Raw genomic sequence first — 25,289 nt, 5'->3', positions numbered from 1 at the left:
CCTGTGCCCGCAGTCGAGCATAAAAGTTTGGGTCGCCGCCGCAGGGTGGCCGCCCTCGCCTCCACCGCCCTCCTGGCACTGGTCCTCGACCAGGTCACGAAGGCGGTGGTGAGGGCCTCCCTCCCGGTAGGGGAGGCGAGGCCCCTCCTCCCCGGGGTCATCGAGCTTCTCCACGTTGAGAACACCGGGGCGGCCTTCAGCATGGGGGAGGGCGCCACGATGGCGTTCGTCGTGGTCGCGCTCGTCGTCGTTGCCGGGGCCGTCGCCCTCGCGTGGCACGAGCCCCTTCCCGCCTGGCTCTCCGCGCTCCTGGGGTGCGTGGTCGGCGGGGGAGTGGGGAACATGGTCGACCGCATCGCGGCCGGGTCCGTCACCGACTTCCTCGCCACGACGTTCATGGACTTCCCCGTCTTCAACGTTGCCGACATCTTCGTCACCTGCGGCATCGCGGCCTCGCTCGTGGGGTACTGGTGGTGGGACTCGCGGCGCGGTGGTGACGCCTCGTGAGGTGCGTGGTCCGCGAGTTCCTGGTAGGCCCCGAGGGGGACGGCGCCAGGATGGACAGCTTCCTCGCCTCGATGGAGGGCATGCCCAGCAGGTCGGCCTGCGCCCGCCTGATCGAGGGTGGCGAGGTCTTCATCAACGGGACCGAGGCGCGCGACAAGAGCGAACGCGTGCTGCTGGGGGACCGCGTGACTGCCAACGTGGAGATTGAGGAGGACGGCGACGGGCTCCTCTCGCCCAACCCTGGCATACCGCTGGACATCCGCTACGAGGACGACCACCTGATCGTCCTGAGCAAGCAGGCGGGGTTGGTGTGCCATCCCAGCCCCGGCCACGTGAGTGACACCCTGGCAAACGCCCTCGTGGCTCACTGTGGCTATGGGCACCTGGGGATGCTGCAGGGCGACGACAGGCCCGGCATCGTGCACAGGCTCGACATGGACACCTCGGGCCTCATGGTCGCCGCAAAGGACGACCAGACCCAGCGGGCGCTGCAGGACCTCATCAGGCTGCGCGTGCTGGACAGGCGCTACGTTGTGCTGGTGCAGGGGTACGTCGCGCCGTCCGAGGGAACCATCACCACCGGCATCGCCCGATCCAGGCGAGACAGGCTCCGCATGGCGGTGAGCGACGACCCCATGGCGCGCGAGGCCATCACCACCTTCACGACGCTCGAGCGCTTTGAGGCTGGCCGCCGCGACGACGGCTACTCCCTCCTGGAGTGCCACCTCTACACGGGGCGCACGCACCAGATTCGCGTCCACATGGCACACATCGGGCACCAGGTGGTGGGCGACCAGCTCTATGGCAGGGGCGACGAGCGGCAGAACCTCATGCTGGGAAGGCAGTTCCTGCACTCGTGGCACATACGGTTCGACCACCCGGTAACAGGAGAGACGATAGAGCTCGCTGACCAACTCCCGGACGACCTCCTGCGTGTACTAGAATCCCTGAAGGGAACGTCAATGGGTCGCACGGAGGCTGGAGAGCGCATCTGTCCCCAGCTTGGCGTGGGAGACCTCTCCTAGGCCTACGTCGAAAGGCATCTGTCTTGGAACTCAACAGGATGGGGCTGACGCCCATCGTCATCTTCAACGGCGTCATCTGGCTCTTCTTCACCCTCGCCTACTTCTACCAGTTTGTCTACATCATCCGCGTGTGGAGGAGGGGCACGGTCGTCCTGCCCAAGGCAAAGAAGAACCACTGCTATGCCTTCTTCATTGCCGCGCACAATGAGGAGCCGGTCATCGGAAACCTCGTGAGGTCAATCCTGGGCCAGGACTACCCGCGCGAGCTCATCGACTGCTTCGTGGTTGCAGACGCGTGCACGGACAACACGGCCGAGGAGGCGCGCAAGGCGGGTGCCATCACCTGGGAGCGCAACGACCTCGTTCGCAAGGGCAAGAGCTGGGTCATGGACTACGGCTTCAACCGAATCCTCAACGAGTACGGAGACAAGTACGAGGCCTTCTTCGTGATGGATGCGGACAACATCATCGCACCCAACTACGTGAGCATCATGAACCAGGCCTTTGACGCCGGCTACCTGGTGTGCACCAGCTACCGAAACTCCAAGAACTTCGACTCCAGCTGGATCAGCTCCGCCTATGCGCTCTGGTTCATGCGCGAGGCGAAGTTCCTCAACAACGCCCGCATGATGGTTGGCACCAGCTGTGCCATCTCCGGGTCCGGCTGGATGGTCTCGGAGAAGATCGTCCGCGGCATGCACGGTTGGAACTTCCACACCCTCACGGAGGACATCCAGTTCTCCACGTTCTGCTGCGCTCACGGCATCCAGATCGGATACGCCCCCGCCGAGTTCTTTGACGAGCAGCCCGTGGACTTCAAGAGCTCCTGGACGCAGCGCATGCGCTGGACAAAGGGCTTTTACCAGGTGTTCTTCTCGTACAACAAGAACCTGCTAGAAGGCATCCGCAAGGGCAGGTTTGCCTCGTATGACATGCTCATGACCATCGCCCCCGGTATGATCCTCACGCTCCTCTCTGCCGCTGTGAACGCCACCTACCTCATCGTGGGGTCCCTCTCCCACGGCTTCGTCGCCACAAATGCGGAGCTCGCCATGTGTGTTGGCTCGCTCGTGATGACCTTCCTCTCCATGTACGTGGTCTTCTTCCTGCTGGCAGTCCTCACCACGGTGAGCGAGCGGAAGCACATCCACTGCCGCAAGGGTCGCAGGTGGCGCATCTTCACCAACCTGTTCACGTTCCCCATCTTCATGATGAGCTACATCCCCATAACGGTCGTGGCGCTCTTCAAGAAGGTCGAGTGGGTCCCCACCAAACATGACATTGCCGTGAACTTCGACGACGTGATGAGCGAAGGGGCCTAGCGCGACTCCTCGCGGGGAGGGTGCTACAATCGGTCAAAAGTTTTTCGGGAGAAGCGCTGCCCACGTCGGCGCGCGGCAAAGAGACAAGGAGCCCTACATGGCAACGTTCTTCGAAGGGGAATCGCACACCTTCTCCGAGTATCTGCTGGTCCCCGGTTACACCTCTTCGCAGAACATCCCCGCCAACGTGTCGCTCGATACGCCGCTGGTGAAGTACCGCAAGGGGGAGGAGCCCTCAATCAAGCTCCACATCCCCATGGTGTCGGCGATCATGCAGGCCGTCTCTGGTCCGCGCCTTGCCATCGCGCTCGCACAGGAGGGTGGCATCTCGTTCATCTACGGCTCCCAGACGCCTGACGACGAGGCCGCCATGGTCCGTGAGGTCAAGTCGTACAAGGCAGGCTTCGTGGTCTCAGACTCCACGCTCACGCCCGAGATGACGCTTGCCGACGTGCTCGAGATCCGCGACCGCACCGGCCACACCACGATGCCCGTCACCGAGGACGGCACCCCCACCGGCAAGTTCTGCGGCATCGTGACAAGCCGCGACTACCGCGTCTCGCGCGACGACCGCGGCAAGAAGGTCAAGGAGTTCATGACTCCCGCCTCCGAGTGCGTTACCACGGGGACCGACACCTCCCTCAAGGTCTGCAACGACATCATCTGGGACAACAAGATCAACACCCTCCCCGTTGTTGACAAGGACGGCAACCTGTCGTCCCTGGTGTTCCGCAAGGACTACGACTCCCACAAGTCTCGCCCCGACGAGCTCCTGGACGAGCACAAGCGCTACCTCGTTGGCGCTGGCATCAACACCCGCGACTACGCCGAGCGCGTCCCCAAGCTGGTCGACGCCGGTGCCGACGTACTGTGCATCGACTCCTCCGAGGGCTACTCCGAGTGGCAGAAGCTCACCCTCGAGTGGATTCGCGAGAACTATGGCGACTCCGTCAAGGTCGGCGCGGGCAACGTGGTCGATGCCGAGGGCTTTCGCTTCCTCGCCGACTGCGGTGCGGACTTCGTCAAGGTGGGCATCGGCGGCGGTTCCATCTGCATCACCCGCGAGCAGAAGGGCATCGGCCGCGGCCAGGCGTCCGCCCTCATCGACGTGTGCCGCGCCCGCGACGAGTACTTTGAGGAGACGGGCGTGTACGTCCCCGTCTGCTCCGACGGCGGCATCGTGTACGACTACCACATGACCCTCGCCCTCGCCATGGGCGCCGACTTCCTCATGCTGGGCCGCTACTTCGCCCGCTTTGACGAGTCACCCACGCGTCGCCTCAACGTCAACGGCTCCTACGTCAAGGAGTACTGGGGCGAGGGCTCCGCTCGCGCCCGCAACTGGGCACGCTACGACTTGGGCGGCTCCAAGAAGCTCTCGTTCGTCGAGGGCGTGGACTCCTACGTCCCCTACGCCGGCCCGCTCAAGGACAACGTGGACACCTCGCTGACCAAGGTGCGCTCGACCATGTGCAACTGTGGCGCGCTCAACCTGGCGGAGCTACGCCAGAAGGCCAAGCTCACGCTTGTCTCCTCCACCTCGCTCGTCGAGGGCGGCGCGCACGACGTCATCCTCAAGGACTCCAACTCCGACGTCAACTTCCGCTCGTAGCGACTGGTCGAGCCATCCTGGGCCCTGGCAGAGGTCAGGGCCCTTTTTTTGTCGGGCGAGAGGGGCGTGCCACATGCCCCGGGTTCGTTTCGATGGCATGGCGATGCCCGTCTCGCCCGCGCATGCATGCTAGAGTATGCAGGTCACACGTTTTAGGAGGACTTTCATGGCAGACACCAGTGCCCAGAGGGACGGCGAGGCGGGCTTCCCCGCCTATGACGCCCAGGCCATCGAGACCAAGTGGCAGCAGATCTGGGAGGACGAGAAGCTCTACAAGACGGACGAGGACCCCTCCAAGCCCAAGAAGTACGTCCTCGAGATGTTCCCGTACCCCTCGGGGGACCTCCACATGGGCCACGCCCGCAACTACACTATCGGCGACGCCATGGCGCGCCAGGCCCGCATGCGCGGCTACGACGTGCTGCATCCCATCGGCTTTGACGCCTTCGGGCTCCCCGCCGAAAACGCCGCCATTAAGCACCACACCCAGGCGGCGGCGTGGACCTACTCCAACATGGACCAGGCCGTGAGGACCATGCGTCGGATGGGCTTCTCCTATGACTACGATCGCATGGTCAAGACCTGCGAGCCCGACTACTACCGCTGGGGCCAGTGGTTCTTCATCAAGATGTGGGAGAAGGGCCTGGCCTACCGTGCCACCTCGCCGGTCAACTGGTGTCCCACCTGCAAGACCGTCCTTGCCAACGAGCAGGTCGTGGACGGGCGCTGCTGGAGGTGCGGCTCCATCCCTGAGAAGCGCGAGCTGTCGCAGTGGTACCTCAAGATCACCGACTACGCGCAGGAGCTCCTGGACGGCCTGGACGACCTTCCCGGCTGGCCCGACCGCGTGAAGCAGATGCAGCGCAACTGGATCGGGCGTTCCGAGGGCGCCGAGATCGACTTCAAGCTTGCCGCCGAGGACGGCGTGACGCCCACCGACCGCACCATCACCGTGTTCACCACGCGCGCCGACACCCTCTTTGGCGTCAGCTTCATGGTGCTGCCGCCCGAGTCCAAGCTGGCGGAGGAGCTCGTTGCGGGGACGCAGTACGAGGCCGACTTCAGGCGCCTGCGCGAGGCGACCGCCAAGGTGAGCAGCGTCGAGCGCCAGGGCACCAACCGCGAGAAGCACGGCGTCTTCACCGGTCGCTATGTGATCAACCCCATCAACGGCCGCCCCGCGCCGCTTTGGGTCGCCGACTACGTCCTGATGGACTACGGCACGGGCGCCGTCATGGGCGTCCCCTGCGGAGACCAGCGCGACTTTGACTTCGCCCGCAAGTACGGCCTCGAGATCGCCCCGATCATCTGCCAGAAGGACGACCCGCTCTATGAGGACCTGAAGGACGAGCGTGAGCTCAGGGTTACCAGCGTGGACTGGGACGGAGCCATGGAGGCCGAGGGCTACCTCGTGCAGTCCGGCCAGTTCACCGGGCTCAGGGGAGGCAAGCACTCCGAGGGCGTTGACGCTATCGTCGCGTGGCTCGAGGACCACGGCGTGGGTCGCAGGAAGGTCCAGTACCGCCTGCGCGACTGGCTCATCAGCCGCCAGAGGTACTGGGGCAACCCAATCCCCATGATTCACTGCGACCACTGCGGTGACGTTCCCGTGCCCGAGGACCAGCTCCCCGTGGTGCTTCCCGACAACCTGGACCTTGGCGCGGGCGACACGCTTGCAGAGTGCAAGGAGTTCTATGAGACGACCTGCCCCAAGTGCGGCAGGCCCGCCAGGCGCATCACCGACACCATGGACACCTTCACGTGCTCCAGCTGGTACTACCTGCGCTACTGTGACCCCCACAACGACTCCGAGCCCTTCTCCAAGGCCGCGGTGGACCGCTGGATGCCCGTCGACAACTACATCGGTGGCATCGAGCACGCGATCCTGCACCTTCTGTACTCACGCTTCTGGACGCGCGTTGCCCGCGACCTGGGCATGATAGATGCCTCGGAGCCCTTCACCAACCTGCTCTGCCAGGGCATGGTCAAGGACCAGAACGGCGACACCATGAGCAAGTCCAAGGGCAACGTGGTGCCCCCCTCCAGCGTCATCGAGCCCTACGGCGCCGACACCATGAGGCTCTCCATCCTGTTCATCGCGCCACCCGAGAAGGACTTCGACTGGGACGAGGAGGCCGTCGCGGGCGCAAACCGCTTCATCAAGCGCGCCTGGCGCGTGGTGTGGCAGCTCTGCCAGTCCGCTGACCCCGAGGCGACGCTGAACCCCGCTGGTCTCGACCCGGTCTCGAAGGAGCTCAACCGAGTCCTCAACGAGATGGGCATCAAGTGCACGGACGACTTCGACCGCGGCCAGTTCAACACCGCCATCTCCGCGTGCATGGAGATCGTGAACGCGGCCTCCAAGTACGTCATCGAGGTTCCCGCCGAGAGGCGCGACCCGGCGTTGTGCCAGCGCGTCGCCCACGACCTGGTGTGCATGCTCTCTCCCATCATCCCGCACTGGTCCGAGGAGCTCTTCCACGCCGCCCTGGGACGCGAGACCTCGGTCTACAACGAGCCCTGGCCCGAGTTTGACCCTGAGCAGGCCAAGAGCGACGTGGTCGAGATCGCGGTGCAGGTGAAGGGCAAGGTCCGCGCCCACATCGCGGTGCCCGCCTCGTCCAGCCGCGAGGAGCTCGAGGCGGCCGCGCGCGCCGCCGTGGCCCCGCAGCTCGAGGGCAAGGAGGTCAAGAAGGTCATCGTGGTGCCCGGAAGGCTCGTCAACATCGTGGCTGTCTAGGGCCTGCTGGGCGCTGACGCCGCCGCGTCCTGTTGGAATTGTGGAAGCTTGACACCCGTGTGCGGCAGGCAATATAGTGAAGCAAGCAGATTCGTACTCGTAGGAAGTGGGGTGGAACTTCTCACCCCGCTTCCTTTCTGTATGTAGGAGCGAACGTCAGGGAAGGAGCAGCGCGTGGCCTCAAGCGAGCTAGAGAAACAGATTCTCGAGACCCTCGAGGGCGTCGCCGCGACCCATGGCATCGACATCGTCGACGTTGAGGTTGTGGGATCGAGGAAGGCGCCCACGGTGAGGGTCCGGATCGACCATGCGGAGGAGGGGCTTGCGCCCATTTCCCTCGACGAGGTGTCCGAGCAGACCCAGTGGGTGAGCGAGGCGCTCGACTCCCTCGACCCCATTTCGGGCTCTTACACCCTGGAGGTGTCGTCGCCCGGGCTCTCGCGGCCACTTCGGAGGCCGCGTGACTTCCGGCGCTTCGCTGGCAGCACGGTGACCCTCTCGACCACCGCAACCGAGGGGCGCCGTCGCTACACCGGCACCCTCGAAGGGATCGACGAGGACAACGTGGTTACCCTCACGGTGGACGGTGAGCGTGTCGCCGTCCCCCTGGGCGAGGTCCGCTCCTGCAAGATCAAGCCAACCTTCGACTAGGCGCATCGCGCCCCTGAAAGGAAACACGACATGGCATCCGAAATGATGGAAGCACTCATGGCCCTCTGCCAGGAGAAGCACATCGACGAGCTGTACCTCATCGACCGCCTGGAGCAGTCCCTCGCAAAGAGCTACAGCGAGGTCCTGCACCTGGACTTTGGCGCTCGCGTCACCATCGACCGCGCCACCGGCAAGGTGTACGTGTACAAGCTCATCCCGCGCGACGACTCCTTCGACGAGGAGACCGGCGAGTACACCGAGTTCGACGAGGAGGACGTGACCCCCAAGGACGCGTCGCGCATCGCCGCCCAGCACGCCAAGAGCGAGATCATGGACATCGTGCGCAACGCCGAGCGCCAGCAGATCTACGAGGAGTTCTCGCAGCGCATCGGCGACATCATCACGGGCACCGTCCTGCAGACCACTCCAGACTTCGCGATCATCAAGATTCGTGAGGGCGTGGAGGCGGAGCTTCCCTACTTCGACTTGCGCCGCTACCCCGACGAGCGCAACGAGCGCCCGCAGGGCGAGCGCTACTCGCACAACCAGCGCATCCGCGCGATCATCATCGACGTCCGCGACCCCAACAGCACCCAGCCCCCCATCAGGAGCGAGCGCCAGCGCCCGTCGATCGTGGTCTCCCGCACGCATCCCGACCTCATCCGCAGACTCTTCGAGCTTGAGGTCCCCGAGGTCTACGACGGCGTGGTCGAGGTCCGCTCCATCGCGCGCGAGCCCGGCGTGAGGTCCAAGGTCGCCGTCTCGAGCCTGGACGACAGGCTCGACCCCGTGGGCGCCTGCGTTGGCCCCAAGGGCAGCCGCGTGCGCACCGTGGTGTCCGAGCTCCGCGGCGAGCGCGTGGACGTGGTGCTGTGGAGCGACGACCCCGCCCGGTGCGTCGCCAACGCGCTGTCGCCCGCCCGCGTCTCCAAGGTCCTCGTCGACCAGGAGAACAACTACGCCACGGTCATCGTGCCCGACGACCAGCTTTCCCTCGCCATCGGGAAGGAGGGCCAGAACGCCCGCCTCGCCGCGCGTCTCACCGGCATGCACATCGACATCAAGAACGAGTCCCTGGCGCGCGAGATCATGCGCGGCATCCCCGAGGATCATGAGGCCCCCGACCTCGAGGAGGCGGAGGAGGGCTCCCATCGCTGCGAGTACGTGGGTCCCACCGGGATCCAGTGCCGCAACATGGCGCGCCCCGGCTCCCGCTTCTGCGGCATCCACGAGAAGCTCCAGGAGCTTGGCGAGACGCCCGTCTCAGACGATCCCGACTCCCTGATCTAGTCGCAGGTCAGCTAACACGTCACACCCCGTCAGACAGTTTGGAAGGTTGGTTACATGGCAAAGACCCGCGTACATGATCTAGCCAAGGAATATGGCATGAGCAGCAAGGAAATGCTCGGGCACCTCCAGGACATGAAGATCCCTGCCAAGTCGCCCTCGTCCACCCTCGAGGACGCGTACGTCTCCATCGTGCGCAAGAAGCTCAAGCCCATCCTCGAGGCTCGTGCCGCCGAGATCGAGGCTCAGAAGAAGGCCGAAGCGGAGGCGAAGGCCGAGGAGGAGCGCAAGGAGGCCGAGAAGGCCGAGAGGGAGCGCATCGAGGCCGAGAAGCGCCGCGAGAAGGAGCGCGCCGAGGAGGAGCGCAAGCGCGCCGCCGCCGAGGCCGCCCGCAAAAAGGCCGAGGAGGAGCGCAAGGAGGCCGAGCGCAAGCGCAAGGAAGAGGAGGAGCGCAACCGCGTGAGGGATACCGCCCCCAAGTCCATCCCCTCGTTCACGAGTCTGCTCGACCAGATCGCCCAGCAGGAGAAGGTGCTGGAGGAGCAGGCCGCCGAGGCCGCCAAGAAGAAGGAGGAGGACCGCGCTGCCCGCGACCACGGAAAGGGTCGCGGCCGCAGGTCCGACCGCCCGTCGCGCGGCGGGGAGTCCGAGGAGACGCACCGCGGCGGCAGGCGTTCGAGCGCCCCGCGCGTCGGCGCTGCTGTTCCCGGCCCCGTCCCCGAGGGCGAGTCCGAGGGCAGGGGCCGCGGCAAGGGCCGGAAGGGTGGCCGTCACGGCCATGAGGACGAGGACCGCTACAGCCGCATGGCCCGCGAGGCGGAGGAGTACAACCGCTCCCACGTCTTCGAGGAGGCCCGCGAGGCCGTTGAGGAGGCGCACCAGGACACCGGCAGGCGCCGCAAGCGCAAGGAGCGCCGCAAGAAGCAGCAGGCCGAGGCCGCCGAGGAGCAGCGCATCCAGGAGGCGATCGAGAACGACCAGGACCTCTCGCAGCTCGACACCGTCAAGGTGCCGCAGGGCTCCACGGTCGCGGACCTCGCCAAGCTCCTCAACGTTCCCGCCAACGACATCATCAAGAGGCTCTTCCTGCTGGGGAACCCGCTCACCCTCACCGAGTCCATGTCCGACGACCTCATCGAGCTCGTCGCGGACGACCTGGGGCGTGACGTCAAGGTCATGACCAAAGAGGAGGAGAACTCCTTCTCGTTCTACGACGACCCCAAGGACCTCAAGCCCCGCCCGCCCGTGGTCACGGTCATGGGCCACGTCGACCACGGCAAGACGTCCCTGCTCGACGCGATCCGCCACACCGGCGTCGCGGAGGGCGAGGCCGGCGGCATCACGCAGGCCATCGGCGCCTCGCAGGTGCAGATCAACGGGAGGACCATCACCTTCATCGACACCCCCGGCCACGAGACCTTCACGGCCATGCGTGCCCGTGGTGCCAAGGTGACTGACATCGTCATCCTGATCGTCGCGGCCGACGACGGCGTGATGCCCCAGACCATCGAGTCGATCAACCACGCCAAGGCGGCAAACGTGCCCATCATCGTGGCGGTCAACAAGATCGACAAGCCCGGCGCAGATCCTACGAGGGTCCGTCAGGAGCTCACCGAGCACGGCATCATCCCCGAGGAGTGGGGCGGGCAGAACATGTTCGTCGACATCTCGGCCAAGAAGCACATGGGCATCGAGGACCTGCTCGAGGCCGTCCTGCTCGAGGCCGACGTCCTCGAGCTCAAGGCCAACCCCGACACGTTCGCGTCGGGCCACGTGCTCGAGGCCAAGCTCGATCGCGGCCGCGGCTCCGTTGCCACGCTGCTGGTGAGCCGTGGCACGCTCCACGTGGGTGACGCCATCGTCGCGGGCATGGCGTTCGGCAAGATCCGCGCCATGATGGACCCGCGTGGCAGAAACGTGAAGGAGGCCCGCCCCTCCGACCCCGTCGAGGTCCTCGGACTCCAGAGCGTCCCCATGGCCGGTGACGAGTTCCGCGTGTTCCAGGACGAGCGCGACGCGCGCGCCCTCGCCGACGAGCGCGCCCTCAAGGCCCGCATTGAGGAGCAGAACAAGGTCAAGCACGTCACCCTCGAGAACCTCTTCGACACCATGGCAGACGCCGACGTCAAGGAGCTCAACCTCATCATCAAGGCAGACGTCCAGGGCTCCATCGAGGCGCTGGTCGACTCCCTCAACAAGATGGACCAGAGCGAGGTGCGCATCAACGTGATCCACTCCGCCGTCGGTGCCATCAACGAGACCGACGTCACGCTCGCCGACGCCTCCAACGCCATCATCATCGGCTTTGGGGTCCGCCCGGACGCCAAGGCGCGCACCCAGGCCGAGCAGCAGGGCGTCGAGATCCGCTGCTACAGCGTCATCTACAAGGCCATCGAGGAGATCGACGCCGCCCGCATCGGCATGCTCAAGCCGACCGAGCAGGAGGTTCAGACGGCTTCCGTGGAGGTGCGCAACACCTTCAAGGTCCCCAAGGTCGGCATCGCCGCGGGCTGCATGGTGCAGGAGGGAGAGGTCTCGCGCGACGACCTCTGCCGTCTCGTCCGCGACGGCATCGTGGTGTACGAGGGCAAGCTCGCCTCGCTGCGCCGCTACAAGGACGACGTCAAGAGCGTCAAGGCCGGCTTCGAGTGCGGCATTGGCCTCGACAACTTCCAGGACATCCACGTTGGCGACATCATCGAGACGTACCGCATCGAGCAGGTCGCCCGTACCGAATAGGACGAGATGAAGCAGAATCACAACTCTCGCCGCGTGAACGAGATTGCCAGGGAGAAGCTCGCGAGCATCCTCCTGTTCGAGGTCAGCGACCCCGAGCTCTCCCTGGTGACCCTCACCGGCGTCGAGGTATCGATCGACAAGTCGGTCATGCGTGCCTATGTCAGCTGCGACCGCGACAGGTACGACGAGGTCTCGCAGGCCCTCGAGCGCGCAAAGGGGCGCATACGCAGCCTCCTCGGCCATGCGCTGGGGTGGCGCGTGACCCCCGAGCTCATCTTCCAGATCGACACGACCGCCGACGAGGCGGAGCGCATCGCAAAGGCCCTCCAGAACGTGCCCTCGACCCTCTCCGTGGAGAAGGACGAGTTTGGCTACCCCGTCATCGACGGGGAGGAGGGCCAGGACGAGCAGGGCGAGGGGGAGAAGTAGCGACATGGGCCTTGCTTGCAACCCCTCGCAGGAGGCGGCGTTCGACAGGATCGCCCAGGCGATCGACGGATGCCGGAGCGTCGCCATCTGCGCTCACACGAGCCCCGATGGCGACGCCCTCGGGTCGGGGCTCGCCCTGGCGATGATCATCAGGGCTAGGTGGCCAGAGATTGAGGTCACCAACCTCCTTGCTGACCGCGAGCCGGTTCCCCGGATCTACTCCTTCCTCCCCGGCGCGTCCGACTTCGTGTGCGCCGGCGACTATGAGCAGAGCCCCGACCTCTTTGTGAGCGTCGACCTCTCCGTCGCGTCGAGGCTCAATCTCGCGGAGGACGTCATGAGGAGGGCGGGTGCCACGGTCATCATCGACCACCACCCGTGCGAGAGCCCCTACGGTCAGGTCAACCTCGTGAGGCCCTCCGCGGCGGCGGCCGGCGTCATCGTCACGGAGTTCGCCCTGCACCTGGGCGTCACCATCACGCCCGACATTGCGGAGTGCCTCTATTGCGCCGTGTGCACGGACACCGGGCGCTTCCAGTACCAGAACGCAGACTCCGAGGCCTTTGCGGTCGCGGGGCTGCTCGTGGACGCAGGGGCCGTCCCAAGCCGGACCGCGCTCAACGTGTACCAGAACTTCAGCCTCTCGTACCTGCACCTGGAGTCCGCCGTCATGGGGCGCATCACGACCTTCTCAAAGGGGAGGATCGCCTACAGCTATGCGACGTCCGCCGACCTGGTGAGGACTGGTGCGAGCCTTGACGAGTGCGACGGGCTCATCGACGTCGTTCGAAGCGTCGCCGGCTCCGAGGTCGCGCTCTTCCTCAAGGAGGTCGGCGACGGCATGGTTCGCGGCAACCTCCGCTCCAAGACGAGCCTGGACATCTCGGGCATCGCGCGGTCCCTCGGCGGGGGTGGCCACAAGGCTGCTGCCGGCTTCACGATGGAGGGTGACATCGACCAGGTCCTGAGCAAGGCGCTCCCGCCGCTCGTCGCCCTCGTCGAGGGCGACGGAGAGGGGAGCGACGCCAGGTGAGGCGGGGAGAGAGTGGCATCAACTGCCTCCTCGCCATCGACAAGCCCGCTGGGATGAGCAGCCACGACGTGGTGTCACGGGTGCGGCGCGCCTTGGGGGAACGTCGCGTTGGGCACGCCGGCACGCTCGACCCCGCAGCGACCGGAGTCCTGGTCGTTGGCGTTGGCCAGGGCACGCGCACCCTCGGGCTTCTCACCATGGACGAGAAGTCCTATGTCGCCTCCATCGAGCTTGGCTCCGAGACGGACACGGACGATGCCGAGGGAACGGTCACCAGGACCGCCCCCGTTCCGGCATGGGCGGGGGACGGCGATCGGGTCTCCGCGTTCGTCTCGTCCGCCGCGGGGGAGTGCGACCAGCTCCCGCCTGCCTACTCCGCCATCAGCGTCAACGGCAGGAGGGCCTACGACCTCGCTCGCTCGGGCGAGGAGGTCGAGCTCAAGCCGCGCCACGTCAGGATCATCGAGTCCACGCTGCTCTCGATTGAACCTGGGGAGCCCGTTGCCTGGGACTGCGCCTTCCGCGTCTCAAAGGGCACCTACATCAGGAGCCTCGCCCGTGACCTCGGGCGTGAGGCCTCAAGCGCCGCGCACCTGAGGGGACTCCGCAGGACCTCGTCCGGTGCGGTCACGCTTGCAGACTGCATCCCGCTCGACGAACTGGAGGAGCGCGGCACCGACGTCCTTGCATCCCGCCGCCTCGACCCCGTGCATGCGCTCGGCCTGCCGGCACGGACGCTCTCCGCGCGGGAGGCCGATGACGCCAGGTGCGGCCGTCGCATCTCCCCTCGGCCACTCCAGCTTGAGGAGGGGGAGAGGTGCTGTCTCGTCCGCGACGGGCGGCTCCTCGGGGTGTGGGAGCGTCGTGGGCCTTGGCTCGCCTGCGTCGCGAACTTCCCCAGCGGCATCGATGGGGTGAGGTCGTGAGCGAGGCGATCTTGGGAAGGACCCTGCCGCTCACCGAGGAGGACTCCCGCGCGCTGTGCAGGGACTCGCTTCTCCTCGGTGGCCTTGAGGTGAGCGCCGTCCGGCTTGACGGCGCGACGCTTGTCACTCGGGCGGCTGTCCACCTTGCGCCGGGCTCGGATGCATGCGTCTGCATCGGGGCCTTCGACGGCCTCCACAGGGGACATCGCCGGCTCCTTGCGCATGCGGTTGCGGACGCCCGCGAGCTCTCGCTCCCCTGCGTGGCCGTGACCTTCTCGCCCGACCCGTCTGACCTCCTTGAGGGGGAGACGCCCCTCTCCCGCCTGCTCGAGGTTCGCGACAGGGCGCGGGGGCTCCTCCTCCTTGGTGCAGACGCCGTCCTGGTGCTGGACTTTGGCGAGGAGCTGGAGCACACCAGCCAGGAGGCGTTCCTGCGGCGGATGCTCCCACGGCTGGTCCGCCCCCGCTCCGTGCGGGTGGGCACCAACTTCCGCTTTGGTGACGGCGGCCGTGGCGACCTCGACTCGCTGCGCGAGCTGGGGAAGCGGGAGGGAATCGCCGTCCACGGCGAGGAGTTGCTGCAGGAGGACGGCAAGACGGTCTCGGCGACGCAAATCCGCGCACTCCTTCGAGACGGGCAGCTGGAGCGTGCCAACGCGCTTCTCGCCCGCCCGCACTTCGTCCGTGGCACCGTGGCGCACGGCAGGGGAGAGGGGACGTCCTTTGGCTTCCCCACCGCTAACGTCCAGGTTCCCTCCGTCACGTGCCTGCCGTCGGACGGCGTCTACGCGGGGTACGTCGTGGCGGACAGGACGGCATACCCCTCAGCGATCAACGTGGGGGCGCCACCGACGTTCTCGGGCCCCCGACAGTCGTTCCTCGAGGCCAACCTCCTCGGGTTCTCGGGCGACCTCTACGGGAGGGAGGTGTCCGTGGTCTTCGCCCGCTGGCTCAGGGCGTCGAGGCCCTTCCCCTCCACCGAGGAGCTCGAGCGTGCGGTTCTGTCGAACGTCGACTGGGTACGTACGCAGGTAGGTCAGCATGGCGTGGAGGTGGGCGAGTGATCACGGACGAGGACAAGGAGCGCGTCCGGCAGGCAAGCGACATCGTCCAGATCGTGGGCGAGACGGTCGAGCTCAGGCAGCGCGGCCGCGACTTCTGGGGGTGCTGCCCCTTCCATCACGAGAAGTCCCCCTCGTTCCACGTAATCCCATCCACCGGATTCTGGTATTGCTTTGGCTGCCACCAGGGCGGCGACGTCTTCAATTACATCATGAAGAGGGAGAACCTCGACTTTCCGGATGCCATCAGGTACCTCGCTGACAAGGAGGGCATCGAGCTCTCCGAGGAGCGCGGAGCGGCCCGTCGCGGCCCCAAGAGGTCCCGCCTCGTCGAGTGCCTCACCGAGGCTGAGTCGTTCTACTCCACGCTCCTCCTCAGGGGGCGTGGCGAGGGCGCGGAAGAGGGGCGCAGGTACCTCTCGGGTCGTGGCTTCGGCTCAGACGTGTGCCGTCGCTGGAGGCTGGGGTACGCCCCCGGCCATGGCCTCCTGGTCTCCCATCTGCGCGAGGCGGGCTTCTCGCGCGACGAGATCGTCTCGGCCGACCTCGCCCTGGAGGGGCGGGCCGGGCTCAGGGACCGCTTCTTCGACCGAGTTATGTTCCCCATCCACGACGAGCAGGGCCGCTGCATCGCGTTTGGCGGCCGCGTGATGGGCGACTCCAAGCCCAAGTACCTCAACACCAAGGACACGCCCGTGTTCCACAAGGGCAAGCACCTCTTCGCGTTTGACCGTGCCAAGGACTCCATGGTCGCCACGGGCACGGCGATCGTGTGCGAGGGGTACACGGACGTCATCTCAATGCACGAGGCGGGCTTCACCAACGCCGTCGCCGCGCTGGGAACGGCGCTCACGCTCGACCACGTCAGGCTCATCGAGCGCTTTGCCAAGGACCGCATCGTCTGCATGTTCGATGGCGACGCCGCCGGTCAGCGTGCGGCGGAGCGAGCGGTGCAGTACGTGGGCAAGACCAGCGTCCAGTTGCTTTGCGTCGTGCTCCCCGGGGGGCAGGACCCCGCCGAGTTCCTCGCCGCCAACGGCGCGGACTCACTGCGCGAGCAGCTCGCAAAGGCTGTCCCCCTCATGGACTTCGTGTTCTCAAAGCGCCTCTCCGGCATCGACCTTTCGGTACCCGGCCGCAGGGTCGCCGCTCTCGACCAGATGGCCACGCTCCTCGTCCCACTACGGGACTCCATCCTTCTGGATGGCTACGCAACCACGCTCGCCGACCTCCTTGGCACCAGCGTCGAGGAGGTCAAGCGCGTCATACGCCAGAAGCCCGAGCCCGCGCCTGAGGCGGAGGGGGAGAGAGCACCAACGAGGGCCAAGGCAGCCCCGACGCAGGGGAGAGGGACTCCCCTCTCGCCCCGGGACCCCTCGCGCGCCGGAATGAGCCTCTCCGCCCTCTCAAAGGACGAGCGCATGCAGGTGATCGCGGAGCGCGAGCTTCTGGCCGTGATGGCCTCCAACGTCAACGCGGTGCGGGCGCAGGGTGACAGGATTGCCTCGTTCACCTGGGCGGACTCGCGCAACGAGGCGATGGCGTGGGCCATGCTCGCAACGCCCGAGGATGCGACCCCGGCGGACGTTGTGGCTGCGGCCGAGTCGGTGGTCCCGGAAGCCCCGCAGCTGCTCGCGGGCGCCCGGCTCGAGGTCACCTCGGGGATGGGGGTGGACGAGGAAGTTGCGTTCCTCCTCGACGTGATCGAGCTGTGGTCGAGGAGGAGGGAGGTCCGGGAGATAAAGGCAAGGCTCAGGGCCACGTCCGCCTCGCCGGGCGACGAGGAGGCCGCGGAGCTCTTCAGGAGCGCGACCGAGGTGCAGAAGCGCATCAACGAACTGTCACAAAGGGTCTCGACTGTTGCATAGCCCAGGAAAATGGGTATCATCACGAAGGTTTATACGTGGAAAGGAAATCCGTGGCAAACAACAAGGCGACCAAGGCATCTGGGCTCTCTGACGACCTGCAGGGGGCTGTGAAGGCGCTGGTGAAGCAGGCCTCCGACTCGCACTCCCTCACGGAGGACGACATCCAGCTGGCCATAGCCGAGATAGACGTCGACGACAACGAGCTGTCCGACCTCTATGACGCCATCCGCGCCAAGGGAGTCGAGATCGTCTCGTCCGGCGACGGCGTCTCTCAGGTTGCCCCGGGAATCTCGGTCTCCTCGGGTGATGACGACGAGGAGTTCGATACCGTCGACGACTTCGACGATGATGACGACGAGGACGAGGATGACGACCTGGACGACGAGGACAGCGAGGTAAGCGAGGCCAAGAAGGAGGCCCGCGTCGCCAACGAGGTTCTGAGGAGCGTCCCCAAGAGCAAGGCCCGCAAGCGCTCTTCGCGCGCTCGCGCCCGCAGGACCGACAACTCCACCGTGATGCTCACCGGCGACCCGGTCCGCATGTACCTCAAGGAGATTGGCAAGGTCGACCTGCTGACGGCCTCCGAGGAGGTCAACCTCGCCATGAAGATTGAGGCGGGGACCGAGGCCACGCAGAAGCTCGAGGCAGCCGAGAACGGCGAGATCGAGCTGACGCGTGCCGAGCAGAGGCGCCTCATGAGGATCGAGCAGGTGGGCCTGGATGCAAAGCAGGCGTTGATCAGCGCCAACCTGCGCCTGACCGTCTCGATCGCAAAGCGCTACGTGGGTCGCGGCATGCTCTTCCTGGACCTGATCCAGGAGGGTAACCTCGGCCTGATTCGTGCCGTCGAGAAGTTCGACTACACCAAGGGCTTCAAGTTCTCCACCTATGCCACGTGGTGGATCAGGCAGGCCATCACCAGGGCCATCGCCGACCAGGCCAGGACCATCCGCATTCCGGTCCACATGGTCGAGACCATCAACAAGCTTGTGCGCGTTCAGCGCCAGCTGCTGCAGGACCTCGGGCGCGACCCGACCCCGGAGGAGATTGGCGCGGAGATGGGCATCTCCGCCGACCGAGTGCGAGAGATCCAGAAGATCAGTCAGGAGCCGGTGAGCCTGGAGACGCCCATCGGCGAGGAGGAGGACTCCCAGCTGGGGGACTTCATCGAGGACTCTAGCGCCGTGGCGCCCCCCGACGCCGCGAGCGACTCCATGCTGCGCGAGCAGCTCGAGCAGGTGCTGGACAGCCTGGCCGACCGCGAGCGCAAGGTCATCAAGTTCCGCTTTGGCCTTGAGGACGGGCATCCCCGCACACTCGAGGAGGTCGGGCGCGAGTTTGGCGTCACGCGCGAGCGCATCCGCCAGATCGAGAGCAAGACCCTCGCAAAGCTCCGCCATCCCTCCCGCTCAGGGAAGCTTAAAGATTACATGGAGGAATAGCGGGTTTATCCTGCTCAGACTGGGAGCCCATGCACACTATATGGAGGTGTGCATGGGCTCCTTGCGTAGCAGTTGGCATGGGCTTGCAAATCAAATTGGGTGCGGTAGAAAAAATAATGGAAAGTCGCTTGCACCCAGATTTGCGTCTGCTATAGTAATTGCTCGTGCGCAGCACACCAGATTCCCCGGTGGCGCAGTGGTAGCGCAGCTGACTGTTAATCAGCGTGTCGCAGGTTCGAACCCTGCCCGGGGAGCCAGAGAGTTCGCAGGTCGGATGGCTTACAGCTGTCCGACCTGCTTTCTTATTTGGAGGACCGAGGGCGCCGTTCCAGCCTGGGCCACCGCCAGGCGCAACATCCCACTTAAGACTAACAGGGCCCCGCGGATCCCGGACACATGCAATCGGCACCTCGGGTTCCGTTCTGCCCGTGGTCCTTGCCGTTCTGCCAATTGTATGGGGCGCTGCGTGCTGTGATAGAGTTTTCTGCCGACAAGCTGGGGTCACACAAGTCCCCGGCAATCCCTGACATGGAGGCGTCGTGGACGACAAGACCGCAACCGTCGAGACCCCTGAGGGCGAGGAGGGGGCCAAGAGCAAGCCGCGCGAGGATGCATGGTATCCGCCAAAGCAGCGTGACCTGGCCGTCATCAGGCAGCTCGTGTCCAAGGACTTCAAGCTCAAATACCGCAGGAGCGCGCTCGGTGTGGCGTGGAGCGTCCTCAACCCGCTTCTCATGATGATCGTCATGGCGGCGGTGTTTTCGTCGTTCATGAAGTTTGGCAGCGACTCCGTCGTAAACTTCCCGCTCTACCTGATCATCGGCAACACCACCTTCACGCTCCTCGCCGACTCCACCAACGGTGGCATGGGGTCCATCCTGGGTGCCGCCTCGCTCCTCAAGAAGGTCAAGATCAATCGTTGGGTCTTCCCAGTTCAGAAGGTGCTCTCAGCGCTCGTCAACTACGCGTTCTCGCTCATCGCCGTGGCGCTCGTAATGCTGTTCTTCCGCATCCCGCTCACGCCGCTGGCGCTGTTGCTCCCCGTGGGGCTTCTGCTCATGACCGTCTTCTGCATCGGGCTCTCGTTCTTCCTCGCTGCCGCGTCGGTCTTCTTCCGCGACGTCATGCACCTGTGGGGCGTCATCCTCACGGCATGGACCTACGCCACCCCCATCTTCTACGTCATCGACATCCTCCCCGGATGGATGAAGACGTTCGAGAACTTCAACCCGCTCTACCTCTTCATCACCTTCTTCAGGGATGTCCTCCTGTTCCAGCGGGTTCCCACGCTCAGCCTCTGGATTCGCCTCATCCTCTTCGCCCTCGTCTCCCTTGGCATCGGGTACGTCGTGTTCCACAGGCACGAGCACAAGTTCATCCTGTTCATCTAGGAGGATCGCGTGTCAGACAACATCGAGATGAGCACGGACAACTGGTCCGCGTCCCTTGACCTCAACAAGACCCTCGTCGAGTACGGCGACTTCGTGGCCGCAACTGCCATCGTGAAGGGCGCAAACCCGCACGCATGCACCTATCGCTTCACCTGGATGCTCGAGGGAGGCGGCGAGGGTGGGACCTCCGGTGAGCCCAACGGCGAGTTCCAGTACGGCTTTGCCCCTCCCCACGAGGGCAAGTTTCTCATCACCTGCGACATCACCGGTCCTGATGGGCAGACGGTCACCGCCAGCCGGTGGATGACCTGTGGCGACACGGATGAGTTCACCCGTCCGCCGCTCCCGTCCCCTGACGCCGAGACGGTCGTCTCGGTGGACGACGTGTCCATGGTCTTCAACATTGCCTCCGAGCAGTTCAACTCCCTCAAGGAGTACTTCATCGCCCTGATGCGCCACGAGCTTAAGTTCAAGGAGTTCCGCGCACTCGATCACATCAGCTTCGAGGTCAAGCGCGGCGAGGCCTTCGGCCTGGTCGGCACCAATGGCTCGGGCAAGTCCACGATGCTCAAGATCATCGCCGGCGTCCTGGACGCCAGTAGCGGCTCGTGTCGCGTCGCGGGGACCATCGCGCCCCTCATCGAGCTCGGCGCCGGCTTCGACATGGAACTCACCGCCAAGGAGAACATCTACCTCAACGGGGCGCTCCTGGGCTACCGCAAGGAGTTCATCGACGAGCACTTCCAGGACATCGTGGAGTTCGCCGAGCTCCAGAACTTCATGGAGATGCCCCTCAAGAACTACTCCAGCGGTATGGTCGCTCGCATCGCGTTCGCCATCGCCACCATCACCGAGCCCGACATACTGATCGTCGACGAGACCCTCTCCGTGGGCGACTTCCTCTTCCAGAAGAAGTGCGAGCGCCGCATTAAGGAGCTTGTCTCGGCTGATAACGTGACCGTCCTCCTCGTCAGCCACTCCATCGACCTCGTCGAGCGCATCTGCGACAGGGTGTGCTGGATCGAGAAGGGCAAGCAGCGCATGCTCGGGCCCACCGACGAGGTGTGCGAGGCCTACAAGAATCTGGGGAAGTAATGGGTCAGGACATCGACGTCAGCGTCATCGTTCCCTGCTACAACACCGAGAGGTTCCTCGACCAGGCGTTGAGCACGGCGGAGATGAACGACAGCTGCAGGCTCGAGATCATCGCCGTGAACGACGGCTCCACCGACGGTTCGCTGGCAATCATGCGCGAGCATGCCGCGAGGGACCCGCGCGTGAGGGTGATCGACAAGGAGAACTCCGGGTACGGCGCCAACATGAACCGTGGCATCCGCGAAGCGAGGGGAACCTACATCGGCATCCTCGAGCCCGATGACTACCTGCGCCCCCACATGTTCGACACGCTCTTTGCTGCCGCCCGCAGACACAACCTGCCGGACATGGTGAAGTCTCCCTACATCCGCGTGTGGATGCCCACCACGCCGCAGGAGCACCTGTACAACTGCTCCTACTACCACCGCATAAAGCCTGTGGACCAGCCCTTCACGCTCAAGGACTGCCCGCGCCTGATACAGCACCATCCATCCATCTGGTCCGCCATCTATCGCAAGGGCTTCCTGGAGGAGAGCGGCATCACCTTCATGGAGGTGCCGGGAGCCGGATGGGTGGACAACCCGTTCCTCATCCAGACGTGCGTCCTCGCCAAGTCCATCGTCTACATCGACGAGCCGTTCTACTGCTATCGAGAGGACCTTCCGGGCTCCTCCTCGGTCCTGCGCAAGGCCGGGCTCTCGTTTGAGCGTTGGAACAACATGGCAGACCTCATCGAGCGCTATGGCGTGACCGACCGGGGCATCCTGGAGTCGTTCTACGTCATCGGCTTCAGGTACGCGGGGGGCGCCATCGCCGACTTCGGGCTGGACGAGCCTCAGGTGCGCGAGTGGGTCACCCAGATCTTCAGGCGCATGGACCCCACCATCGTCGCAGGCATCGTCACGCTCTCGGGCTCCTTCAAGAAGACCTACTTCGAGCTGACCGGCTACGACCCGGTGAAGTTCAGCGACCTCCCGTATGTCGGGAGCCTGGTGAACGAGTTCTTCTACAGCTGGGACATCAACGGCCCCTCGTTTGCCCTCTCGCGACTCGGGCTCTTCGCGCGACGTCGCGCCGCCGAGAAGGGGCTGGCAAAGCCGACCAGCACCCACTCCGCCTCCATATGATGTCTGCAGGGCCCCGCCTCCGTGCGGGGCCCTGGCTTTGTGCTGGTTTATGGGGCTGGGATTTCTCGCCTGCCACGGAGCCGAAATATTGTATTGTCTTACCGACCTTTAAAGCGGTACGAGATACCGGTAAGGCACTACGCCCGTTCTGGGCTACATATGACTCTCTTCCGGTGTCTTGTGCCGTCGACAGACGGTCAGGGCATCTTTTTTTGAGGAAGGAGTCCCATGGAACAGGCCAAGCCCAAGGCGGTCATCATGGATGAGCAGGCCATGAAGCGCGCCGTCGTCCGCATCGCCCACGAGGTGATCGAGCACAACGAGGGCGCCAGCGACATCGCCGTGGTGGGCATCGTCCGCAGGGGCGTCACGCTCGCCCGCCAGCTGACCGACGCGATAGAGGAGATTGAGGGGACCAGGCCGCAGCTCGGCTCGCTCGACATCAGCTTCTATCGCGACGACGTGATGCGCAACGTCGCCCCCGTGATCCACGGCACCAACATCCCCTTCAGCGTGGACGACGAGAACATCATCCTCGTGGACGACGTCCTCTACACCGGGCGCACCGTGCGCTCCGCCCTCGACGCCCTCATGGACCTGGGCAGGCCCAAGAGCGTCCAGCTTGCGGTCATGGTCGACCGTGGCCACCGCGAGCTCCCGATCAGGGCCGACTACGTTGGCAAGAACGTCCCCTCGTCCCACGAGGAGGACGTCCGCGTGTGCATGAAGCCCCTGGACGACCGCAACTCGGTCGAGATCTGGGAGCTGGACGCAGAGAAGAACGCCGGAGGTGCGAACTAGATGCTTTCCGTCAAGAACCTCATCGACACGTACAGCCTCACGGCCGATGACATCACGCAGATCCTGGACACCGCCGCCTCGTTCGAGGCGATAAACAACCGCCCGGGCATCAAGAAGGTCCCCGCGCTGCGCGGCAGGACCATCGTGAACCTGTTCCTGGAGCCCTCGACCCGCACCAAGAGCTCCTTCGAGCTCGCGGAGAAGCGCCTCTCCGCCGACTCGCTCTCGATGGGCGGCTCCACGTCCTCGGTCGTGAAGGGCGAGTCCCTGGCAGACACGATCCAGACCATCGACGCGATGAACGTCGACATGTTCGTGTGCCGCGCCCGTCTCGCCGGCACGCCCCAGAAGATCACCGAGAACACCGACGCCGTGGTCATCAACGCCGGTGACGGCAAGCACCAGCACCCCACGCAGGCCATGCTCGACCTCTACACCATCCGCAAGCACTTCGGGCACCTGGACGGCCTCAAGGTCGCCATCGTGGGCGACCTCGCGCACAGCCGCGTCTGCGGATCTCTCGCGCCGGCGCTCAAGACCATGGGCGCGGAGGTGACCCTCGTTGGTCCCCCGACCTTCCAGGTCGACGACCCCGACTGGTTTGGCTGCCCCCAGACCTCCAGCCTCGACGAGGTCATCGAGGACATGGACGTCGTCTACATGCTGCGCGTGCAGCTCGAGCGCATGGAGGGGGCGGCGATTCCCTCCAAGCGCGAGTACAACCGTCTCTACGGGCTCGACATGCGTCGCGTCAACCACATGAAGGAGAACGCGATCATCTGCCACCCCGGCCCCATGAACCGCGGCATGGAGATCAACGCCGACGTGGCCGACTGCGCACGTTCCAGGATTCTCAACCAGGTCAACGCGGGTGTCCTCACGCGCATGGCCGAGATGTACCTGCTTCTGGGAGGAGAGAGCAATGGCATTTCTGCTTAAGGGCGCCCACGCCGTCGACCCTCAGGTCGGCCTTGACGAGGTCGTCGACGTCCTGATCGACGGCGAGCGCGTTGCTGAGGTCGGCAGCGACCTCGAGGCGGGGCAGGACGTGCAGGTCATCGATGCGACCGGCAAGTACCTCGTGCCTGGCCTGGTCGACATGCACGTGCACTTCCGCGACCCCGGCTTCGAGTACAAGGAGACCATCGAGACCGGCAGCCGTGCGGCCACCCATGGCGGGTTCACCGACGTCGCCACCATGCCCAACACCGATCCCGTCACCGACACGGGTACCGGGATCCGCTACCAGATCGACCGCGGCCATGCCGCGGGGCTCTGCCACATCCGTCCCATCGGCGCGATGACCCGCGGCGAGAAGGGCGAGGCCCTCTCCGAGATTGGCGACATGGTGCTCGAGGGCGCCGTCGCGTTTTCCGACGACGGCCACGGTGTCCAGAGCGCGGGCATGATGCGCACCTGCATGGAGTACATCGCGCAGTTCGACCGCGTTGCCATCGCTCACTGCGAGATCGAGACCCTGAGCGGCCACGGCGTCATCAACGAGGGCAAGGCGTCCACCAGGCTCGGCATGTTTGGTTGGCCCGCCCTCGCCGAGGAGCTCGAGATCTACCGCGACATCGAGCTGTGCCGCCTCACCGGGTGCCCCCTGCACATCGCCCACATCTCCACCGTGAAGGGCCTTGAGCTGGTCAAGGGCGCCAAGGCCGAGGGCCTGCCCGTTACCTGCGAGGTCACGCCGCACCACCTCTTCCTCAACGAGGACGATATCGACACCACCTACAACACCAATCTCAAGATGAACCCGCCCCTGCGCACCCCCGACGACGCGGCCGCGCTCCGGGAGGGCATCCTCGACGGCTCCATCGACTGCCTCGTGACCGACCACGCCCCGCATGCGGCGCACGAGAAGGACTGCGAGTGGGAGATTGCGTTCTTTGGCACCGTGGGCCTGGAGACCTCGCTGCCGCTCATGCTCAACAACCTCGTTCGCACGGGCAAGATGAGCTGGCAGAGGCTCGTTGAGGTCATGGCGGTCAACCCGCGCTCCGTCCTTCGCCTTCCCAAGGTAAAGGTCGAGAGAGGCTCCGTCGCCGACCTTACCTTGATCGACCCCGACCGCGAGGTGACCGTCACGGAGGACTACCTGCAGAGCAGGTCCAAGAACTCCGCGTTCCTGGGCCAGACCCTCGTGGGCTCCGCCACCGACGTGTTCGTGGCGGGCAGGCGTACCCTCGAGAACGGGGTCGTCGCCTAGCGGCGCTACACTGACAAG

General features: G+C 65.2%; 20 protein-coding genes and 1 tRNA gene. All 21 read left to right on the top strand.

Annotation, left to right across the window (positions count from 1 at the left end; translation table 11 throughout):
• Positions 1 to 3: 3 nt before the first annotated feature.
• The 21 genes from lspA to FYJ68_RS03220 all read left to right on the top strand — a co-directional run bounded on the left by lspA (position 4) and on the right by FYJ68_RS03220 (position 25,271).
• Positions 4 to 507, top strand: coding sequence for a signal peptidase II (gene lspA / locus FYJ68_RS03320; RefSeq protein WP_326832202.1), 504 nt, complete (start codon positions 4 to 6; stop codon positions 505 to 507).
• A 50-nt stretch (positions 508 to 557) separates the two neighbouring features.
• Entirely contained in the window at positions 558 to 1,532 is a 975-nt protein-coding gene (locus FYJ68_RS03315) for an RluA family pseudouridine synthase (RefSeq protein WP_154434428.1), read from the top strand.
• Positions 1,533 to 1,570: 38 nt separating this feature from the next.
• A complete protein-coding gene (locus FYJ68_RS03310; RefSeq protein WP_154434426.1) occupies positions 1,571 to 2,854 on the top strand; it encodes a glycosyltransferase family 2 protein in 1,284 nt (427 codons plus the stop codon).
• Positions 2,855 to 2,951: 97 nt separating this feature from the next.
• Positions 2,952 to 4,466 carry an IMP dehydrogenase gene (locus FYJ68_RS03305; protein WP_154433953.1) on the top strand — a complete coding sequence of 505 codons (1,515 nt, stop codon included), beginning with the start codon at positions 2,952 to 2,954 and terminating at the stop codon, positions 4,464 to 4,466.
• A 166-nt stretch (positions 4,467 to 4,632) separates the two neighbouring features.
• Positions 4,633 to 7,206 (top strand): leucine--tRNA ligase, encoded by a 2,574-nt coding sequence (leuS, locus tag FYJ68_RS03300; RefSeq protein WP_154433951.1) that lies wholly within the window; start codon positions 4,633 to 4,635, stop codon positions 7,204 to 7,206.
• Positions 7,207 to 7,380: 174 nt separating this feature from the next.
• Positions 7,381 to 7,857, top strand: a complete 477-nt coding sequence (locus FYJ68_RS03295; protein WP_326832199.1) for a ribosome maturation factor RimP — start codon at positions 7,381 to 7,383, stop codon at positions 7,855 to 7,857.
• A gap of 30 nt (positions 7,858 to 7,887) precedes the next feature.
• Positions 7,888 to 9,147 (top strand): transcription termination factor NusA, encoded by a 1,260-nt coding sequence (gene nusA, locus FYJ68_RS03290; RefSeq protein WP_154433949.1) that lies wholly within the window; start codon positions 7,888 to 7,890, stop codon positions 9,145 to 9,147.
• 54 nt (positions 9,148 to 9,201) lie between these two features.
• Positions 9,202 to 11,883 carry a translation initiation factor IF-2 gene (infB, locus tag FYJ68_RS03285; RefSeq protein ID WP_154433947.1) on the top strand — a complete coding sequence of 894 codons (2,682 nt, stop codon included), beginning with the start codon at positions 9,202 to 9,204 and terminating at the stop codon, positions 11,881 to 11,883.
• A 6-nt stretch (positions 11,884 to 11,889) separates the two neighbouring features.
• A complete protein-coding gene (rbfA, locus tag FYJ68_RS03280; RefSeq protein WP_154433945.1) occupies positions 11,890 to 12,312 on the top strand; it encodes a 30S ribosome-binding factor RbfA in 423 nt (140 codons plus the stop codon).
• A gap of 4 nt (positions 12,313 to 12,316) precedes the next feature.
• Positions 12,317 to 13,345 carry a DHH family phosphoesterase gene (locus tag FYJ68_RS03275; RefSeq protein WP_154433943.1) on the top strand — a complete coding sequence of 343 codons (1,029 nt, stop codon included), beginning with the start codon at positions 12,317 to 12,319 and terminating at the stop codon, positions 13,343 to 13,345.
• Positions 13,342 to 14,271 carry a tRNA pseudouridine(55) synthase TruB gene (gene truB / locus FYJ68_RS03270; protein ID WP_326832198.1) on the top strand — a complete coding sequence of 310 codons (930 nt, stop codon included), beginning with the start codon at positions 13,342 to 13,344 and terminating at the stop codon, positions 14,269 to 14,271. The genes FYJ68_RS03275 and truB overlap by 4 nt, the downstream gene beginning before the upstream one ends.
• Positions 14,268 to 15,335, top strand: coding sequence for a riboflavin biosynthesis protein RibF (ribF, locus tag FYJ68_RS03265; protein ID WP_195837699.1), 1,068 nt, complete (start codon positions 14,268 to 14,270; stop codon positions 15,333 to 15,335). Before truB ends, ribF begins: the two co-directional genes overlap by 4 nt.
• Entirely contained in the window at positions 15,332 to 17,200 is a 1,869-nt protein-coding gene (dnaG, locus tag FYJ68_RS03260; protein ID WP_326832197.1) for a DNA primase, read from the top strand. Before ribF ends, dnaG begins: the two co-directional genes overlap by 4 nt.
• Positions 17,201 to 17,250: 50 nt before the next feature.
• Positions 17,251 to 18,642, top strand: coding sequence for an RNA polymerase sigma factor RpoD (rpoD, locus tag FYJ68_RS03255; RefSeq protein ID WP_326832196.1), 1,392 nt, complete (start codon positions 17,251 to 17,253; stop codon positions 18,640 to 18,642).
• Positions 18,643 to 18,824: 182 nt separating this feature from the next.
• Positions 18,825 to 18,899 (top strand) — tRNA-Asn (locus FYJ68_RS03250).
• A gap of 282 nt (positions 18,900 to 19,181) precedes the next feature.
• A complete protein-coding gene (locus FYJ68_RS03245; RefSeq protein ID WP_326832195.1) occupies positions 19,182 to 20,033 on the top strand; it encodes an ABC transporter permease in 852 nt (283 codons plus the stop codon).
• A gap of 9 nt (positions 20,034 to 20,042) precedes the next feature.
• Positions 20,043 to 21,128, top strand: coding sequence for an ABC transporter ATP-binding protein (locus tag FYJ68_RS03240; protein ID WP_326832194.1), 1,086 nt, complete (start codon positions 20,043 to 20,045; stop codon positions 21,126 to 21,128).
• The gene (locus FYJ68_RS03235; RefSeq protein WP_154433939.1) at positions 21,128 to 22,255 is read left to right on the top strand and encodes a glycosyltransferase family 2 protein; all 1,128 of its coding nucleotides are present in this window, start codon (positions 21,128 to 21,130) and stop codon (positions 22,253 to 22,255) included. Before FYJ68_RS03240 ends, FYJ68_RS03235 begins: the two co-directional genes overlap by 1 nt.
• Before the next feature lie 228 nt (positions 22,256 to 22,483).
• Positions 22,484 to 23,056 carry a bifunctional pyr operon transcriptional regulator/uracil phosphoribosyltransferase PyrR gene (gene pyrR / locus FYJ68_RS03230; protein WP_154433937.1) on the top strand — a complete coding sequence of 191 codons (573 nt, stop codon included), beginning with the start codon at positions 22,484 to 22,486 and terminating at the stop codon, positions 23,054 to 23,056.
• A complete protein-coding gene (locus FYJ68_RS03225) occupies positions 23,057 to 23,995 on the top strand; it encodes an aspartate carbamoyltransferase catalytic subunit (RefSeq protein WP_154433935.1) in 939 nt (312 codons plus the stop codon).
• Entirely contained in the window at positions 23,979 to 25,271 is a 1,293-nt protein-coding gene (locus FYJ68_RS03220; protein ID WP_154433933.1) for a dihydroorotase, read from the top strand. The genes FYJ68_RS03225 and FYJ68_RS03220 overlap by 17 nt, the downstream gene beginning before the upstream one ends.
• Positions 25,272 to 25,289: the final 18 nt, after the last annotated feature.

The organism is Olsenella porci, assembly GCF_009695875.1.
Lineage (GTDB): Bacteria > Actinomycetota > Coriobacteriia > Coriobacteriales > Atopobiaceae > Olsenella_H > Olsenella_H porci.
The sequence above is the reverse complement of the archived record's forward strand: the minus strand, read 5'-3'. Positions and strand labels throughout refer to the sequence as shown.